Annotated in this window: 15 protein-coding genes; 5 read left to right on the top strand and 10 right to left on the bottom strand. The window is 60.1% G+C overall.

Translation table 11 applies throughout. The annotated features are described in order from the left end of the window. Window positions 1-10: 10 nt before the first annotated feature. The 4 genes from ACP7BN_RS13295 to miaB all read right to left on the bottom strand — a co-directional run bounded on the left by ACP7BN_RS13295 (window position 11) and on the right by miaB (window position 3,934). Window positions 11-850 carry an HlyC/CorC family transporter gene (locus ACP7BN_RS13295; RefSeq protein ID WP_007909641.1) on the bottom strand — a complete coding sequence of 280 codons (840 nt, stop codon included), beginning with the start codon at window positions 848-850 and terminating at the stop codon, window positions 11-13. A gap of 24 nt (window positions 851-874) precedes the next feature. Next, on the bottom strand, window positions 875-1,351 hold the full coding sequence (gene ybeY / locus ACP7BN_RS13290) for an rRNA maturation RNase YbeY (protein ID WP_426204660.1): 477 nt from the start codon (window positions 1,349-1,351) through the stop codon (window positions 875-877). Beyond that, the gene (locus tag ACP7BN_RS13285; RefSeq protein WP_426204658.1) at window positions 1,344-2,348 is read right to left on the bottom strand and encodes a PhoH family protein; all 1,005 of its coding nucleotides are present in this window, start codon (window positions 2,346-2,348) and stop codon (window positions 1,344-1,346) included. The genes ybeY and ACP7BN_RS13285 overlap by 8 nt, the downstream gene beginning before the upstream one ends. A 257-nt stretch (window positions 2,349-2,605) precedes the next feature. Continuing rightward, window positions 2,606-3,934: a tRNA (N6-isopentenyl adenosine(37)-C2)-methylthiotransferase MiaB gene (miaB, locus tag ACP7BN_RS13280; RefSeq protein WP_426204656.1), complete on the bottom strand. Its 1,329-nt coding sequence runs from the start codon at window positions 3,932-3,934 to the stop codon at window positions 2,606-2,608. A 134-nt stretch (window positions 3,935-4,068) separates the two neighbouring features. On the opposite strand from miaB, the gene ACP7BN_RS13275 reads away from it, so the two are divergent. Further along, complete coding sequence (locus tag ACP7BN_RS13275) at window positions 4,069-4,398, top strand: DUF1820 family protein (RefSeq protein ID WP_007958692.1); 330 nt, start codon at window positions 4,069-4,071, stop codon at window positions 4,396-4,398. Between the two features lie 182 nt (window positions 4,399-4,580). Here the strand turns inward: ACP7BN_RS13275 and ACP7BN_RS13270 are convergent, their stop codons facing one another. The 4 genes from ACP7BN_RS13270 to ACP7BN_RS13255 all read right to left on the bottom strand — a co-directional run bounded on the left by ACP7BN_RS13270 (window position 4,581) and on the right by ACP7BN_RS13255 (window position 8,100). Beyond that, the gene (locus tag ACP7BN_RS13270) at window positions 4,581-5,135 is read right to left on the bottom strand and encodes a tetratricopeptide repeat protein (protein WP_003228518.1); all 555 of its coding nucleotides are present in this window, start codon (window positions 5,133-5,135) and stop codon (window positions 4,581-4,583) included. Window positions 5,136-5,359: 224 nt separating this feature from the next. After that, window positions 5,360-6,643, bottom strand: a complete 1,284-nt coding sequence (gene hemL / locus ACP7BN_RS13265; protein WP_426204653.1) for a glutamate-1-semialdehyde 2,1-aminomutase — start codon at window positions 6,641-6,643, stop codon at window positions 5,360-5,362. 17 nt (window positions 6,644-6,660) lie between these two features. Beyond that, complete coding sequence (thiE, locus tag ACP7BN_RS13260; RefSeq protein ID WP_426204651.1) at window positions 6,661-7,284, bottom strand: thiamine phosphate synthase; 624 nt, start codon at window positions 7,282-7,284, stop codon at window positions 6,661-6,663. An 18-nt stretch (window positions 7,285-7,302) separates the two neighbouring features. Next, window positions 7,303-8,100 carry a hydroxymethylpyrimidine/phosphomethylpyrimidine kinase gene (locus ACP7BN_RS13255; protein ID WP_420648514.1) on the bottom strand — a complete coding sequence of 266 codons (798 nt, stop codon included), beginning with the start codon at window positions 8,098-8,100 and terminating at the stop codon, window positions 7,303-7,305. Window positions 8,101-8,402: 302 nt separating this feature from the next. Between ACP7BN_RS13255 and ACP7BN_RS13250 the strand changes: the two genes are divergently transcribed. The 4 genes from ACP7BN_RS13250 to ACP7BN_RS13235 all read left to right on the top strand — a co-directional run bounded on the left by ACP7BN_RS13250 (window position 8,403) and on the right by ACP7BN_RS13235 (window position 14,912). Continuing rightward, window positions 8,403-10,751, top strand: coding sequence for a hybrid sensor histidine kinase/response regulator (locus tag ACP7BN_RS13250; RefSeq protein WP_426204648.1), 2,349 nt, complete (start codon window positions 8,403-8,405; stop codon window positions 10,749-10,751). A 96-nt stretch (window positions 10,752-10,847) separates the two neighbouring features. Then, window positions 10,848-12,497 (top strand): acyl-CoA dehydrogenase family protein, encoded by a 1,650-nt coding sequence (locus ACP7BN_RS13245; RefSeq protein ID WP_426204646.1) that lies wholly within the window; start codon window positions 10,848-10,850, stop codon window positions 12,495-12,497. A 207-nt stretch (window positions 12,498-12,704) separates the two neighbouring features. Further along, window positions 12,705-14,204, top strand: coding sequence for an AMP nucleosidase (amn, locus tag ACP7BN_RS13240; protein WP_420648622.1), 1,500 nt, complete (start codon window positions 12,705-12,707; stop codon window positions 14,202-14,204). A gap of 72 nt (window positions 14,205-14,276) precedes the next feature. Then, the gene (locus ACP7BN_RS13235) at window positions 14,277-14,912 is read left to right on the top strand and encodes a pseudouridine synthase (RefSeq protein ID WP_426204644.1); all 636 of its coding nucleotides are present in this window, start codon (window positions 14,277-14,279) and stop codon (window positions 14,910-14,912) included. Here ACP7BN_RS13235 and ACP7BN_RS13230 read toward each other — a convergent pair. After that, window positions 14,907-15,116 carry a DUF2788 domain-containing protein gene (locus tag ACP7BN_RS13230; RefSeq protein WP_007909655.1) on the bottom strand — a complete coding sequence of 70 codons (210 nt, stop codon included), beginning with the start codon at window positions 15,114-15,116 and terminating at the stop codon, window positions 14,907-14,909. The two genes, ACP7BN_RS13235 and ACP7BN_RS13230, sit on opposite strands and share 6 nt — an antisense overlap. A 208-nt stretch (window positions 15,117-15,324) precedes the next feature. Further along, complete coding sequence (locus tag ACP7BN_RS13225; protein ID WP_042561225.1) at window positions 15,325-15,804, bottom strand: Lrp/AsnC family transcriptional regulator; 480 nt, start codon at window positions 15,802-15,804, stop codon at window positions 15,325-15,327. Window positions 15,805-15,975 lie beyond the last annotated feature (171 nt).

Below are 15,975 nucleotides of genomic sequence, written 5' to 3'. Positions count from 1 at the left end.
CTTAGATTTTTTACCGGGCGATTGGGGTCAGTCGCAACAGATGAATCCGACGGCTGTCGGCGTTCAAAATGCGGAAACGATAGGCGCCGATTTCAGTGATTTCGTTGCGTTTTGGCAAGTGCCCGAACGCGCTCATCACCAGACCGCCGACCGTGTCGAACTCATCGTCGGAGAACTCGCTGTCGAAGAACTCGTTGAAGTTTTCGATCGGCGTCAGGGCCTTGATCAGGAAGTCGCCGCTGGGCAGCGGCTTGATGTAGCTGTCTTCTTCGACGTCGTGCTCGTCTTCGATGTCGCCGACGATTTGTTCCAGCACGTCTTCGATGGTCACCAGACCAGCCACACCGCCGTATTCGTCGATAACGATGGCCATGTGGTTATGGTTGGCGCGGAACTCGCGCAGCAACACGTTCAGACGCTTGGACTCCGGCACGAAAGTCGCCGGGCGCAGCAGATCCTTGATGTTGAAGCTGTCGCCGTTCTCCTTGAGGATCAGCGGCAGCAGATCCTTGGCCAGCAGCACGCCCATCACGTCGTCATGGCTTTCGCCGATGACCGGATAGCGCGAGTGGGCCGAATCGACCACGGCAGGGAGAAATTCGCGGGGTGTCTGGGTCGCCTTGATGCTGATCATCTGCGAGCGCGGCACCATGATGTCGCGCACTTGCAGGTCAGCCACTTGAATGGCGCCTTCGACGATGGCCAGCGCTTCGCTGTCCAGCAGTTTGTTCTGATGTGCATCGCGCAGCAGCTCAAGCAGCTCCTGACGGTTCTTCGGCTCGTGGGCAAAAGCCTGGGTGAGTTTACCCAGCCATGACTTCTGCCCGTTGCTCGATCGATCTTCGCTCATAGCGATTACTCTGAATCCTTTGTATTAAACAGTGGGGGTTGTGTCGATTTCGTCGTCCGCGTACGGATCGGGGTAGCCCAGTTCGGCTAGCAACTCCCGTTCCAGCGCTTCCATTTCTTCGGCTTCGTCGTCATCTATATGGTCGTAACCGAGCAAATGCAAACAGCCGTGAATGACCAGATGTGCCCAGTGGGCCTTTAGTTCCTTGCCTTGCTCGGCGGCTTCGCGCTCGACCACGGCCACACAGATCACCAGATCACCGAGCAGCGGGATGTCGAGGAACTCGTCGGGCACGTCTGCAGGGAACGACAGCACGTTGGTTGCGTAATCTTTCTGACGCCAGGTGTGATTGAGCTCGCGCCCTTCTTCCACGTCGACCAGACGGATGGTCATTTCCGAGTCGGCGGTACGCTGGCGCAGGGCCAGTTCGCACCATTGACGGAATTCGGCTTCGCTGGGCGCGGACGCTTCGGTGGCGATTTGCAGGTCAAGCTCAAGCATCGCGGCGCGTGTCCTTCGCAGGTTCATCGGCCACGCGATTTTCGAAGCGCTCATAGGCTTCGACGATGCGTTGCACCAGTGGATGGCGCACCACGTCTTTGGGCATGAAATGCGTGAAGCTGATGCCCGGCACGTCTTTCAAGACTTCAATCACATGATGCAAACCGGACTTGGTGCCCTTGGGCAGATCGACCTGGGTGATATCGCCGGTGATCACTGCGGTGGAGCCGAAACCAATCCGGGTCAGAAACATTTTCATCTGCTCGACCGTGGTGTTCTGGCTCTCATCGAGAATGATGAAGCTGTTGTTCAGCGTGCGACCGCGCATATAGGCCAGCGGTGCGACTTCGATCACCTGACGCTCGATCAACTTGGCCACGTATTCAAAACCGAGCATCTCGTACAGCGCGTCGTAGAGCGGGCGCAGGTACGGGTCGATCTTCTGCGACAGGTCGCCGGGCAGAAAGCCGAGTTTTTCACCCGCTTCAACCGCCGGGCGCACCAGCAGGATGCGCCGGATCTGTTCGCGTTCCAGCGCGTCTACCGCACAGGCAACCGCCAGGTAGGTCTTGCCGGTACCGGCCGGGCCGATGCCGAAATTGATGTCGTTACCAAGGATTTCCTTCACGTAGCGCAGCTGATTCAAGCCGCGCGGGCGAATCATGCCTTTCTTGGTGCGCAGGGCGACGGAAGCTTCGGCGGGAGCGTGATTGTCCAGCTCGACCACGGCCGATTCCTGCAGGAACAGGTGCACCGTATCTGGCGACAGCTCTGAACCTTTGGTTTCCCGGTACAGGCGACGAATCAGATTTTCCGCGGAGGTGGTGTGTTTGGGGTCGCCGATCAGCTCGAACTGGTTTCCGCGGTTGCGGATCTCGATGGTCAGGCGCTGTTCGATCAAGCGCAAATGCTCGTCGAATTGCCCGCACAGATTGGCGAAGCGGCGAGCCTCAAAGGGCTCGAGGATAAAACGATGTGGTTCGATGGGTGCGTTCAAGGTCGTATTTAGCCGCCCTGGGGCAATTAAGATGAAATCAAGGATAACGCCAGTGGCGTGGGTGCGAAAGCTCTTAAATCAGAGTGCGCTCGAATGGTCGCCTCATACTTGTGGCGAGGGAGCTTGCTCCCGCTGGAGTGCGTAGCACTCCCCAATAGCCCGGCCGATCCGTCAGGAATATCGTGGTCTCTGGTTTGCGGCTGCTTCGCAACCGAGCGGGAGCAAGCTCCCTCGCCACAAAGCGCTCTGTTTCTGTGTTACTGGACCAACGAGCCGCGCAGCGAGTGCGGTTGCGCCGCGTCGATGTGCACGTCGGCGAACTGGCCGATCAGGGTCGGATTGTCGCAGCGGAAGTTGACGATACGATTATTCTCGGTGCGCCCTTGCAGCTCGCCCGGGTCTTTCTTCGAATAGTCAGTGACCAGAATGCGCTGGGTCGAACCGACCATTTGTCGGCTGATCTCGAAGCCTTGCTGATTCAAACGGTGCTGCAAGGCGTTGAGGCGTTCTTTCTTCAGCGCTTCCGGGGTGTCGTCGATCAGGTCGGCGGCCGGAGTGCCCGGACGCTGGCTGTAGACGAACGAGTAGGAAAAGTCGAAACCGACGTCTTCGATCAGCTTCATGGTCTGCTCGAAATCTTTCTCGGTCTCGCCCGGGAAGCCGACGATGAAGTCCGAACTGATGCAAATCCCCGGCACCGCCGCACGCAGTTTGCGCAGCTTGGATTTGTACTCCAGCGCAGTGTGGTTGCGTTTCATCGCTGACAGGATCCGGTCGGAACCCGATTGCACCGGCAAGTGCAGGTGCTTGACCAGCTCCGGCACGTCAGCGTGGGCCTGAATCAGGCTGTCGGAAAATTCCAGCGGATGCGAAGTGGTGTAGCGAATGCGGTCGATGCCATCGACGGCAGCCACCACGCGGATCAGCTCGGCCAGATCGGCCAGGCGCCCGTCGTGGGTGGTGCCGCGATAGCCGTTGACGTTCTGCCCGAGCAGAGTCACTTCGCGTACGCCGTTTTCAGCGAGGTGGATGATCTCTGCCAGCACGTCGTCGAACGGTCGGCTGACTTCTTCGCCACGGGTATAAGGCACGACACAGAACGTGCAGTACTTGCTGCAACCTTCCATTACCGACACATAAGCGCTCGGGCCGTCGATACGCGGCTCGGGCAAGTGGTCGAACTTTTCGATTTCCGGGAACGAGACGTCGACTTGCGGCAGTTTGGTAATGCGCGCGGCGTCGATCATTTCCGGCAAGCGGTGCAGGGTCTGCGGACCAAACACCACGTCGACATACGGGGCGCGATCACGGATCGCCGCGCCTTCCTGGCTGGCCACGCAACCACCGACGGCGATCACCATCTCCGGGTTGGCCAGTTTCAGTTCGCGCCAGCGGCCGAGCTGGGAGTACACCCGATCCTGGGCACGTTCGCGGATCGAGCAGGTGTTGAGCAGAATCACGTCGGCGTCTTCGGCGCGGGCCGTGACTTCCAGGGCCTGATGTTCACCCAGCAGATCGACCATGCGCGAGCTGTCGTACTCGTTCATCTGGCAACCGTGGGTTTCGATGTAAAGCTTCTTGGCCATGGATTCGGATCGTCACGTGATTCAAAGAACCGCGCATTATAGGGAACATGTCCCCAGGTTCCTACCGCTGCGCGTCCGGCGGCTATGCTATAGTTCGCGCCCTCATTTTTATCCCCGATGTGTTTCCGCCCGCCATGACCAAACGCGAAGCTCCAATCTACAAGGTGATTTTCCTCAACCAGGGCCAGGTGTTCGAAATGTACGCCAAGCAGATCTATCAAAGTGATCTGTGGGGCTTCCTGGAAGTGGAAGAATTCGTCTTTGGCGAGCGCACTCAGGTGGTCGTCGATCCGAGCGAAGAAAAGCTCAAGGCGCAGTTCGAAGGCGTGGTGCGCAGCTTTGTGCCGATGCATTCGATCGTGCGCATCGACGAAGTGGAGCGCCTCGGCACACCGAAAATCAGCGAAGCGCGCGGCGGGGTTGGCAATGTGATGCCGTTCCCGGTGCCGATGCCTGAGAAGTAAGTAACGTCTAGTGCGGGTTTTTGTGGCGAGGGAGCTTGCTCCCGCTCGGCTGCGCAGCAGTCGTAAAGCCAGTCAGCGAGGTGGGTCAGAATAAAGGTGTTAGCCGGGTTTAGGGCCGCTTCGCAGCCCAGCGGGAGCAAGCTCCCTCGCCACAACCAGCCCACTGCCTGTCAGATGATGGCTCAGGGCAATGGCGAGAAAGGCGTACGCCCGTCGGCGCTCTGCAATTCCATCAGGTATTTGCGGAAAATCTGCCCGAGCACCTGGGTGGCGGTTTCGAGATCTTCGCGGGACATTTTTTCGGACACTTCGTCAGCCGTATCCAGCGCGTCTTCCGCACCGTTGACCGCCGCCATCTTCAGCACGATATACGCCTGAATGTTATTCGCTTGTACGCCTTCGCCGTGGAAGAACATCGTGCCGAGCTTGAATTGTGCCTGGGCGTGGCCTTGCAGTGAGGCCTTCTCGAAATAGCTCAGGGCTTGATTGAGGTCGCGCGGCGCATTCTTGCCGTCGTAGTAGAACTCACCCAACTCGTATTGCGCCTGCGCGTCGCCTTCATCCGCAGCCTTTTGACAGGCAGCGAGCGCCTGCGTGACGTCTTGCGGCTGAGTATTGAGGGTGCAACGACCCATCGCCGGGATCAACAACGAGTTGCCGCCTGCTTGTGCATGTGCGAGCAGGGGCTGAAGGAGCAACAGGCAGCCCAATGCAAGGGTGCGGCCGGTGCGGTTCATGAGAATCGACTTACCTCTGAAGGGCACGCGGACCCGTCGAGGGATCCAATAAGCGCGCATTATGAAATAAGCAGGGCCAACCTTACAAAGTCTTTACTCGATTTTCTGCTGCGCGGGGAATATATCGCCCACTTTAGGGGAGATTTTTGGCAGAGGCCCGGTAAAAGGGCGGGGGTGTAGGTAATTGCTGACGCTGGCAATGGCCAACGTCAGCGGTCCGGCAATTACTTCAGTGCAGCGAAGGCGCGCTCGGCGGCATCGAGGGTGATTTTCAACTCGGCGTCGCCGTGCGCGATCGAGGTGAAACCGGCTTCGAAGGCGCTCGGTGCGAGGTACACGCCACCTTCGAGCATCAAGTGGAAGAAGCGCCCGAACAGCGCAGCGTCGCTGGCCATCACGTCTTCAAAGGTAACAATGTCGTCAGCGCCGCTGAAATACAGGCCGAACATACCGCCGGCCTGAGTGGTCACGAACGGAATGCCTGCGGCGTCAGCGCGTTCTTGCAAACCGTCAAGCAGACGCGTGGTGTAATCGGTCAGTTCGGCGTGGAAGCCCGGACGACTGATCAGACGCAGGGTGGTCAGGCCGGCGGCCATGGCCAGCGGGTTGCCCGACAAAGTACCGGCTTGATACACCGGGCCGAGCGGCGCGATGCGTTCCATGATTGCGCGTTTGCCACCGAAGCAGCCGACCGGCATGCCGCCGCCGATGATCTTGCCGAAGGTGGTCAGGTCCGGGTTCACGCCGTAATGCGCTTGGGCGCCACCGAGCGCAACGCGGAAACCAGTCATCACTTCGTCGAAAATCAGCACCACGCCATGCTTGTCACAAAGGGTGCGCAGGCCTTCAAGGAAGCCCGGCGCCGGTGGTACGCAGTTCATGTTGCCGGCCACAGGCTCGACGATGATGCACGCCACTTCCTGGCCGACTTCCGCGAGCATTTTTTCAACGGCGTCGATGTCGTTGAACGGCAGGGTCAGGGTGTGTTTGGCGAACGCCGCCGGCACACCGGCCGAGCTTGGCACGCCTTGGGTCAGTGCGCCGGAACCGGCCTTGACCAGCAGGCTGTCGGAGTGACCGTGGTAGCAGCCTTCGAATTTGATGATGCTGTCGCGACCGGTGTAACCACGGGCCAGACGGATCGCGCTCATGGTCGCTTCGGTGCCGGAGCTGACCATGCGCACCATTTCCATCGATGGCACCAGCGAGCAGACCAGATCGGCCATCTCGGTTTCCATTGCGGTCGGCGCGCCGTAGGACAGGCCGTGTTGCAGCTGATTGCGCACTGCATCGAGCACTTCCGGGTGGCTGTGACCGAGGATCATCGGCCCCCAGGAACCCACGTAATCGACATAACGCTTGTCGTCTTCATCAGTGACGTAGGCGCCTTCGGCATGTTTGAAGAACAGCGGCGTGCCGCCAACGCTCTTGAATGCGCGAACCGGCGAGTTGACGCCACCGGGAATGTGTTTCTGGGCGTTGGCAAACAGGGTTTCGGAACGAGACATGATCGGGCTCTCAAAAATCAGGATTTGAACAATTCGTTGAATGCGCGGGCGCGGCGCGTCACTTCTGCTGTGCTCTCGGCACCGAACAGGCCATGCACCACGGCCAACAGATCGACGCCGTGGGCCACCAGCGGCGCGGCGTTATCCAGGCTGATGCCGCCAATCGCGCAGATCGGCAGATGCAGTGTGCGCTTGGCCTCATCGAGCAGATCGAGGCTGCAGGTCGGCGCGCCGGGTTTGGTGTTGGAGTTGAAGAAACGGCCGAAGGCGACGTAACTCGCGCCTTCCTTTGCTGCTTGTTCGGCCAGCGCAATCTGCGCGTGGCAGGTCGAACCGATGATCGCTTTCGAGCCGAGCAGGGCGCGAGTCGGCGACAGCGGGCCGTCGGTCTGGCCCAGATGTACGCCGACGTTAAGGCGTGCGGCGAGTTCGGCGTCATCGTTGATGATCAGTTGCGTCTTGTAGCGCTCGCACAGATCGCGCAGTGCTTCGGCCTCGCGCAAGCGCCGAGCCTCGTCGCTGCTCTTGTCGCGGTATTGCAGCAGGGTGACGCCGCCTTCGAGCGCCGCCTCCACGTAAAACAGAAACTTGCCGGCCAGCAATTGGCTGTCGGTGATGGCATACAGGCCACGGAGTTTCATCAGGCACACCTCACGACGTTACGAGCAGAAATCCAGCGGCAGACGACGCGGCACGAACTGGCCTTTGCCCAGTTGTTCGGCATCGCGCAGGGTGCGCCAAGTGTAATCGAGGGCGCTGCGCACGGCGCTGGCGAGGTTTTCGCCTTGGGCCAGTCGACCGGCCAAGGCGCTGGCCAGGGTGCAACCGGACCCGTGATAGCTGCCTGGCAAACGCTGGCAATAGAAGGTTTCGCGCAGGCCGTCGCGGCTGTACAGGCGATTGTGGATTTCAGTTTCGTCGCCATGCCCGCCAGTGATCAGCAGATTCTTGACGAACGGCAGGAGTTTTTCCGCGCACTCGTCCGCAGTGCCTTCCGGCAGTTCGGCGAGGATGCGTGCTTCCGGAAGATTCGGTGTGGCGATGATCGACAACGGCAGCAGACGCTCGCGCATCGCATAGCCGACTTCGTCCTTGCCCAGACGTCCGCCACCGCCGGCACGCAGCACCGGATCGCAGACCACTGGCAGATGCGGATGCGCTGAGAGCAGCTCGACCACGGTGTCGACCATCTCCAGCGAGCCGAGCATGCCCAGTTTGACGGCTGCGACTTCGGAGTCGTTGAGCACGGCATTCGCCTGCGCCAGCACCCACTCACGGTCGAGGACGCGGAAGTCCGTGACGTTGACGGTGTCTTGCACGGTCAGGGCAGTGACGGCCGGCGCCGCATGACAACCCTGCGCGAGCAGGGATTCGATATCTGCCTGCAAGCCGGCGCCACCACTGGGATCGTGGCCGGAGAGACAGAGGACAACAGGGCGGGAGCTGTAGATATTCATGGTGCGCGAGCTTACCACCAAACATCTTTTTCCGGTTCAGTGGCTGACTGGCTTGCCACAATTGATCACTGCGCAGCGGTGTCATTGTCACAATTTGACCGACTCAACAGCTCTAGCCCGCGCATCTGCTCTGTAACGCCCGTTCTAGAGCCTTTGTAGGAAATATTTCAATGGTGCTCAATGGCCATCAGCGGCTATGCTAGGCTGGATCCAAACCAATAACATTTGATACCGGTTGTACGTCTACTCAAAAGGAATGGGGGGCTTCCTGACACAACCGGACGAGCCACGCTGGGGCTTCAATGCGCTATTTTTTGATGTTGCTGTTGTGTTTGCCCCTCCTGGCAAACGCCGTCGAATTCGACGAATTCACCCAGAGCCTCCCGCTTGGGCGATCCCTGCAAGTGTTTGAGGACGCGAGCGGCACGGCGAGCATTGCCGACGTGCGTGCGCAAGCCGCTGCCGGTAACTTCAAACCCCACGACAAAGCCACGCTGAATGCCGGTTATTCGCGCTCGGCGTTCTGGCTGAAAATCGATCTGCACTACCGCCCGAGCAATCCCGCCGCCCAGCGCACGTGGTTGCTGGAACTGGCGTATCCGCCGCTCGATCATCTCGATCTGTACTTGTCCGATACCAATGGCGAGTTCCGTCTGGTGCGCCAGACCGGTGACGCATTGCCGTTCGCCAGTCGCGAGATTCGCCAGAACAATTACCTGTTCGATCTGACGTTCAAGCCTGACCAGCTACAAACCGTCTATTTAAGGCTGTCCAGCGAAGGCTCGATTCAGGCGCCGGTCACCTTGTGGTCGAGCACCGCGTATCTCGAAGATCAACCGGTGCGCCTCTACGTTCTGGGCATCATTTATGGCGTGCTGCTGGGGATGCTGGTCTACAACCTGTTCATCTACCTCAGCGTGCGCGACACCAGCTACCTGTATTACATCTTCTATATCGGCTCGTTCGGCCTCTATCAATTGTCGGTGAACGGCGCGGCGGTCGAGTATTTCTGGCCGGACAATCCGTGGTGGGCCAACGCCTCCACGCCGTTTTTTATCGGTTGCGCCGGGCTGTTCGGCAGCCAGTTCGCCCGCAGTTTCTTGCAGACCAAAATCTACAGCCCTTGGCTTGATCGCGTGCTGATCGCGCTGATCGCCTTCGGCGCCTTGGTGGTCGGTCTGTCGCTGATGACCAGTTACGCCCTGGCCCTGCGCCTGGCGACGACGCTGGCGCTGACCTTCACCGTGGTGATCTTCGCCGCCGGGATTCTCGCCTGGTGGCGCGGGCTGCGCGTGGCGCGTTACTTCATCATCGCCTGGTCGGCGTTCCTGCTCGGTGGCGTGGTCAACACGATGATGGTCCTCGGCTTGCTGCCCAACGTGTTCCTGACCATGTACGCCAGCCAGATCGGCTCGGCGATCGAAGTGGCGCTGCTGTCGCTGGCGCTGGCCGACCGCATCAACGCGATGCGCGAGCAGCAGGCGCAGACCTTGTTCGATGCCGGGCAAAAACTCGAAGTGCTCAACCAGCAACTGGCCCACAGCAACAAACTCAAGGACGAATTCCTCGCCACCCTGACCCACGAATTGCGTACGCCGATGAACGGTGTGATCGGTTCGCTGGAACTGATGCAGACCGTGGAGATGGATTCGGAGCTGGAGCAATACCAACAGACCGCCGCCAGTTCCGCGCGGGACATGATGCGCATGGTCAACGGCATCCTCACCCTCACCGAATTGCAGGCCGGCAAGCTCAAGGTTGCATCGGGCAGCTTCAGCCTGCGCGGGGTGGTCGAGGCGCTGCGTGCGCAATTCGACGGCAACGCGGCGGCCAAGTCCCTGGACTTCAAAGTCGAGGTGCTGCCGACCCTACCGGATCGCTTGCATGGCGATAGCGCGAAACTCGCGCAATGCCTCGAATGCCTGCTGGATAACGCGATCAAGTTCACCCGCGTTGGCGGTCTGGCGCTGCGCGTCACCGGCAAACCGGCGGAGGGTAATCGGATGGCGCTGACCTTCGCAGTGATCGACACCGGCATCGGCTTCACCGATCTGGGCGAGGCGACCATGTATCAGCGTTTCTTCCAGCTCGACGGTTCGATGACTCGCGAATATGGCGGGTTGGGCGTCGGTCTGGCGATTTGTCGTCAATTGGTTGAATTGCTCGGCGGCAAACTCACGCACCGTTCCGAGCCTGGCAGCGGTAGCCGCTTTCAACTGGACGTGGAGTTCGAGTTACCGGTGGTGGAAGCGGCGCCCTCGATGATTCGGGACGCCGAGCGCGCGCCGCAGGATTGCACGGTGCTGCTGGTGGACGACAACAGCGTCAATCAACTGGTGATGCGCGGCATGCTGCTCAAGCTCGGCTTTCGCGTCCGCACGGCCGACAATGCTACGGCGGCACTGGATTATCTGGAGCGTGAGCCGTTCGACGCGGTGCTGATCGATTGCCAGTTGCCGAACCTCGATGGCGCTTCGTTGTGCTGCCGCATTCGTGACTTGCCGGGATGCGCGCACCTGCCGGTGTTCATGATCGCGCTGAATCCGGATCGCGAGCATTGCGCGACCGGCGCGTTGATCGATTACCTGAGCAAACCGGTGAAATTCGAAGACTTGCGCGCCGCGCTTGAGCGACGAGTGCTGTGCGTTTGATGGGGTGAAAGCGCCGTCATTTAGGCCGATATGACACTTTGATCAGCCTCGGTGCGGTGCTTAACTGAGGCTCTGGCTGACCAAAGGAGCCCCGTCATGAACCTGCATCAGTTCGCCGAAACCCACGACGTCACCAACCAGCCGCCGTCGCTGGACGGCAGCAACCTGTACCGCATCGACCTGCCGTTGCAAGAGTGGTCGCGGCGCTTCGGGGCCGGGTGGGCCGAGTCGCGCATCGATGCCTACGGCGCACTGGCCGGCGGGCCGTTGATGGAAGCCGGGTTCCTCGCCAATCAAAACAAACCGGTATTCGCCAGCCACGACCGCTACGGTCATCGCATCGATCTGGTGGAATTTCATCCCGCTTATCACCAACTGATGCGCACTGCGATTGAACATGGCCTGACTTCGCTACCGTGGGCGCATCCACAGGACGGCGCGCATGTCGCGCGTGCATCCATGAGTTATCTGCATAGTCAGGCCGAGGCTGGCAGCGGTTGTCCGCTGACCATGACTTTTGCCAGCGTCCCGGCGCTGCGCTTGCAGCCGAATCTGGCCGAGCAGTGGCTGCCAAAAATCCTCGCCACCGAATACGACCCGCGCAATGTCGGCATGGCGCACAAGGCTGGTGTGACCATCGGTATGGCCATGACCGAAAAACAGGGCGGCACCGACGTGCGCGCCAATACCACCAAGGCTTATCCGGTCGGCGCCAGCGGGCCGGGTCAGGCTTATGAGCTGGTCGGGCACAAGTGGTTCTGTTCGGCACCGATGTGCGATGCATTCCTGACCCTGGCGCAAACCGACAAGGGCTTGACCTGTTTCCTGCTGCCACGCCATCGCCCGGACGACACGCGCAATCAGTTCTACATTCAGCGTCTGAAAAACAAACTCGGCAATCAGTCCAATGCCTCCAGCGAAGTCGAGTTCCGTGGCGCGCTGGCGTGGATGGTTGGCGAGGAAGGGCGCGGCGTCCCAACCATTATCGAAATGGTCGCGATGACCCGGTTCGATTGCATGGTCGGCTCCAGCGCTTTGATGCGTCAGGCGCTGACCCAGGCCAGCCACCACTGTGCGCATCGCACCGTTGGCGGCAAACTGCTCAGCGAACAACCCTTGATGCAAAACGTACTGGCCGATCTGGCGCTGGAAAGCGAAGCCGCGCTGGCCTTGAGTCTGCGCATGGGCAAGGCGCTGGATCATCTGGACGATCGCCACGAAGCGCAATTCGCCCGGCTGGTGACGGCGGTGGGCAAATACTGGATCTGCAAACGCGCGCCGGCAATGATCAACGAAGCGGCGGAATGCATGGGCGGCGCTGGCTATGTCGAAGACAGCATCCTGCCGCGCCTGTACCGCGAAGCGCCGGTGAATTCGACGTGGGAAGGCTCGGGCAACGTGCAATGTCTGGATGTGCTGCGAGCCCTGTCGAAGGAGCCGGGCGTGCTTGATGTGTTGTTCAGCGAATTGGGCGACGGGCATGGCGATAAACGCCTGGCGGTGCATATTCAGCAGTTGCAGGCGTCGTTCAAAGATACCAGTGACATTCAGTATCGGGCGCGGCAGTTGACCGAGGACATCGCGCTTGGACTACAAGCGAAGCTGTTGCTGGAGGCTGGGAATTCAGCGGTCAGCGATGCGTTCATCGCCAGTCGCCTGAGTGGTGGTGGCCGGGTTTATGGTGCGTTGCCACGTGGGCTGGATGTCGAAGCCATCGTCGCCCGCTCAACCCCGCAATCTTTCTGACCCAAATCGCCCAAACACCACAAAACCCTGTGGGAGCTGGCTTGCCAGCGATGGCGGTCTGTCAGTCAGCATTGATGTTGAATGCGCAGGCCTCATCGCTGGCAAGTCGAGTCGTCGCACCGCAGCTCCCACAAGGATTCGCTTTGTCTGAAAGATTAGGGTACAGCCACAACGCCACTGTTCCCGTCGCGCCACGATGCAGGCAAGATGAAGCTCTGCAAGTCAGAACACAGGAAGCTGATCGTGACCGAAGCGTTTATTGTCGTTGCAACCGCCGAACAAGCCGTGGATCGTCTGGCCGAACTGCATGAGCAGGCCACAACGGCGCTGAACTCGGCGCTCAAGCGTTACCTCAAGGATCGTGTCGAGCCGGACGCCGCGCAGCGCGCCCTGTTCCGTTATCCCGAACTGCGACTGACCTATCATTGCCATGGCGAAGTCCCGCAGACCACCCGCGCTTACGCCAAAGTGCAATTGCCGGGCACCTACAGCGTCACCGTCACCCATCCGAAAGCCTTCCGCAAATACCTGCTGGAACAGCTGGTGCCGTTGATGCACGACTTCACCGTCACCGTGGAGGTCGGCGTCAGTCAGCAGAATATTCCCTATCCGTACGTGGTCGAGCAGGGCGATGAACTGGCTGGCTCCGGCGTCACCGCAGCCGTGCTGGCGCGGGTGTTCCCGAGCACCGACCTGTCCGCCGCCACCGATGGCATTGCCGACGGTCTCTACGATTGGGAAAACACCGATCCATTGCCGCTGGCGCTGTTCGACGCAGCGCGGGTGGACTTCTCGCTGCGCCGACTGGTGCACTACACCGGCAGCGATTGGCGTCATGTGCAACCTTGGATTCTGCTGACCAACTATCACCGCTACGTTGACCAGTTCATCGTCCACGGCTTGGAGCAACTGCGCAGCGACCCGCGTTTCGTGCGCATGGTTTTGCCCGGCAACGTGATCATCGAGAAGGGCATGGATCATGGAGAAGCCTCGGCGATTGCTGCCGGCGTGGTCTGGCACCGTTACCAGATGCCGGCCTATCACCTGATCGCCAGCGATGGCCACGGGGTGACGCTGGTCAACATCGGCGTCGGCCCATCCAACGCCAAGAACATCACCGACCATTTGGCCGTGCTGCGTCCGCATTGCTGGCTGATGATCGGTCACTGCGGCGGTTTGCGTCAGTCGCAGACCATTGGCGACTACGTGCTGGCCCACGCCTACATGCGCCGCGACGGGATTCTCGACCGCGTGGTGCCGCCGAACATTCCGATCCCGGCACTCGCCGAAGTGCAAATGGCGCTGCAACAAGCGGCCGCCAACATCACCGGCGAGAAGGGCGACGACCTGAAAAAACGCCTGCGCACCGGCACCGTGTTGACCTACGACGACCGCAACTGGGAATTGCGCTGGGCCCAAGAGCGTCCGCTGATCAACCTGTCCCGCGCCGTGGCAGTGGACATGGAAAGCGGCACGATTGCCGCGCAGGGTTATCGCCTGCGCGTGCCGTACGGCACATTGCTTTGCGTATCGGACAAACCGCTGCACAGTGAAATCAAACTGCCGGGTTCGGCCAACGCGTTTTATGAGCGCGCGGTCAGCCAGCACTTGAAGATCGGAATCGAAGCGGTCGATCTGCTGCGCACCGAACTCAACTCGCTGCACTCGCGCAAACTGCGCAGCTTCGACGAACCGCCGTTCCGCTAACGGTTTGTCGTGGTCATTTGGCGGTCGGGGCACTAGCATTGTCAGCCCTGATCGCTAAATGTCTTCTTTCTTATGTCGCGTCCCCCACGTCCACCTTCCCGCCACCCCGGCGCGAAGCCAGCTCCCTCCGCCCCACGGCGCGTCGCCAAAGCACCGCCGGCCGAGCCGAAGCTGATCCTGTTCAACAAACCGTTCGATGTGCTTACGCAATTCAGCGACGGCGAAGGGCGGGCGACGCTCAAGGATTACATCGACGTGCCGGGAATTTATCCGGCGGGGCGGCTGGATCGCGACAGCGAAGGTTTGCTGCTGTTGACCAACGATGGCCAGTTGCAGGCGCGGATCGCCGATCCGAAACACAAACTGGCGAAAACCTATTGGGTGCAAGTCGAAGGCGAGCCGACTGCCGAACAGTTGCAGCGTCTGCGCGATGGCGTCGAGCTGAATGACGGCATGACCTTGCCGGCCGAGGCGCGACAACTCGACGAACCTGAGCTGTGGCCACGCAACCCGCCGGTGCGCTTTCGCAAAAGCGTGCCGACCAGTTGGCTGGAATTGGTGATTCGCGAGGGGCGTAATCGTCAGGTTCGGCGGATGACCGCGGCAGTGGGTTTGCCGACGTTGCGTCTGGTGCGGGTCAGGATTGGCGACTGGAGCATCGAAGGGCTCGATCAGGGCCAGTGGAAAGAAGCGCCGGCACGCTTATAAGGCGCCGGATTCGATCAGGCCGATCACCACGCTTTTGATGATGAACGCGGCCACGCCCAGGCCCAGCACGAAAAACAGAATGAACGAGCCAAAGCGCCCTGCCTTGGACTTCTTCGCCAGATCCCAGACGATGAAACCCATGAAAATGATCAGGATGCTGACCAGGCCGGTCATCATCCACTCTTCAAGTAGTGCAGGATCCATCGGGGTTCTCCGGCGCAGTTGGGGCTGAAAGGGCGGGCGGGATTATACGCCATGGGTGAATCGTCGAGCATTGACCTGCCGCAGTCCCGTGGCGAGGGGATTTATCCCCGTTCCAGTGCGCAGCACTGGCAAAAATCCATGTTGATGCGGGGATTTTTGGGGCTGCTTCGCAACCCATCGGGGATAAATCCCCTCGCCACAAAAGCAATTAGCTACGCAGATGAGTCAGCGGCAATTCAGTGCTGTTCAAAACCTGATTCAGCACAAAACTCGAGCGCACACTCGTCACCCCGTCAATCCGCGTCAAATGCCCCAGCAGCAATTTCTGATAGTGATCCATGTCTGGCACCACTACCTTCAGTTGATAGTCGGCATCCACGCCCGTCACCAGACTGCACTCCAGCACCTGCGGCAACGTGCGAATCGCCGCTTCGAAATTCTCGAAACGCTCCGGCGTGTGCCGATCCATGCCGATCAGTACATAAGCCGTCAGGCTCAGACCAAGCATCTTGCGATCCAGCAGCGCGACCTGACGCGAGATGTAGCCGTCGTCTTCGAGTTGCTTGACCCGGCGCGAGCACGGCGAGGGCGACAGACCGATGCGCTCGGCCAGTTCCTGGTTGGAGATGCGGGCGTCGCGCTGCAATTCCGCCAGAATGCTCAGGTCGTAACGGTCGAGTTTGCTCATCAATCGGTCCTTTGTCGTAACTATTGCGGCGGATTATCTATCCAGGGTTAAAAATTGCGCAAGTGGTGTTTATTCGAGCAATCTTCGCAATCCTGTGTCGCAGCCTCGGGCCTATTCTTAACACCAGAATCACTGCTCGGTAACACAGTCCACGCGGCCCGCCCAATCCGG

Source organism: Pseudomonas sp. TWP3-1 (genome assembly GCF_049896625.1).
In the GTDB taxonomy this organism is placed as follows: Bacteria; Pseudomonadota; Gammaproteobacteria; order Pseudomonadales; family Pseudomonadaceae; genus Aquipseudomonas.
The sequence above is the reverse complement of the archived record's forward strand: the minus strand, read 5'-3'. Positions and strand labels throughout refer to the sequence as shown.

Coding starts and splice junctions, on each gene's coding strand:
- miaB (WP_426204656.1), bottom strand. CDS start 3,934: ATGGCCAAGAAGCTTTACATCGAAACCCACGGTTGCCAGATGAACGAG.
- thiE (WP_426204651.1), bottom strand. CDS start 7,284: ATGAAACTCCGTGGCCTGTATGCCATCACCGACAGCCAATTGCTGGCC.
- hemL (WP_426204653.1), bottom strand. CDS start 6,643: ATGTCTCGTTCCGAAACCCTGTTTGCCAACGCCCAGAAACACATTCCC.
- ACP7BN_RS13235 (WP_426204644.1), top strand. CDS start 14,277: ATGTCGCGTCCCCCACGTCCACCTTCCCGCCACCCCGGCGCGAAGCCA.
- ACP7BN_RS13270 (WP_003228518.1), bottom strand. CDS start 5,135: ATGAACCGCACCGGCCGCACCCTTGCATTGGGCTGCCTGTTGCTCCTT.
- ACP7BN_RS13295 (WP_007909641.1), bottom strand. CDS start 850: ATGAGCGAAGATCGATCGAGCAACGGGCAGAAGTCATGGCTGGGTAAA.
- ACP7BN_RS13250 (WP_426204648.1), top strand. CDS start 8,403: ATGCGCTATTTTTTGATGTTGCTGTTGTGTTTGCCCCTCCTGGCAAAC.
- amn (WP_420648622.1), top strand. CDS start 12,705: ATGAAGCTCTGCAAGTCAGAACACAGGAAGCTGATCGTGACCGAAGCG.
- ACP7BN_RS13225 (WP_042561225.1), bottom strand. CDS start 15,804: ATGAGCAAACTCGACCGTTACGACCTGAGCATTCTGGCGGAATTGCAG.
- ACP7BN_RS13245 (WP_426204646.1), top strand. CDS start 10,848: ATGAACCTGCATCAGTTCGCCGAAACCCACGACGTCACCAACCAGCCG.
- ACP7BN_RS13230 (WP_007909655.1), bottom strand. CDS start 15,116: ATGGATCCTGCACTACTTGAAGAGTGGATGATGACCGGCCTGGTCAGC.
- ybeY (WP_426204660.1), bottom strand. CDS start 1,351: ATGCTTGAGCTTGACCTGCAAATCGCCACCGAAGCGTCCGCGCCCAGC.
- ACP7BN_RS13275 (WP_007958692.1), top strand. CDS start 4,069: ATGACCAAACGCGAAGCTCCAATCTACAAGGTGATTTTCCTCAACCAG.
- ACP7BN_RS13255 (WP_420648514.1), bottom strand. CDS start 8,100: ATGAATATCTACAGCTCCCGCCCTGTTGTCCTCTGTCTCTCCGGCCAC.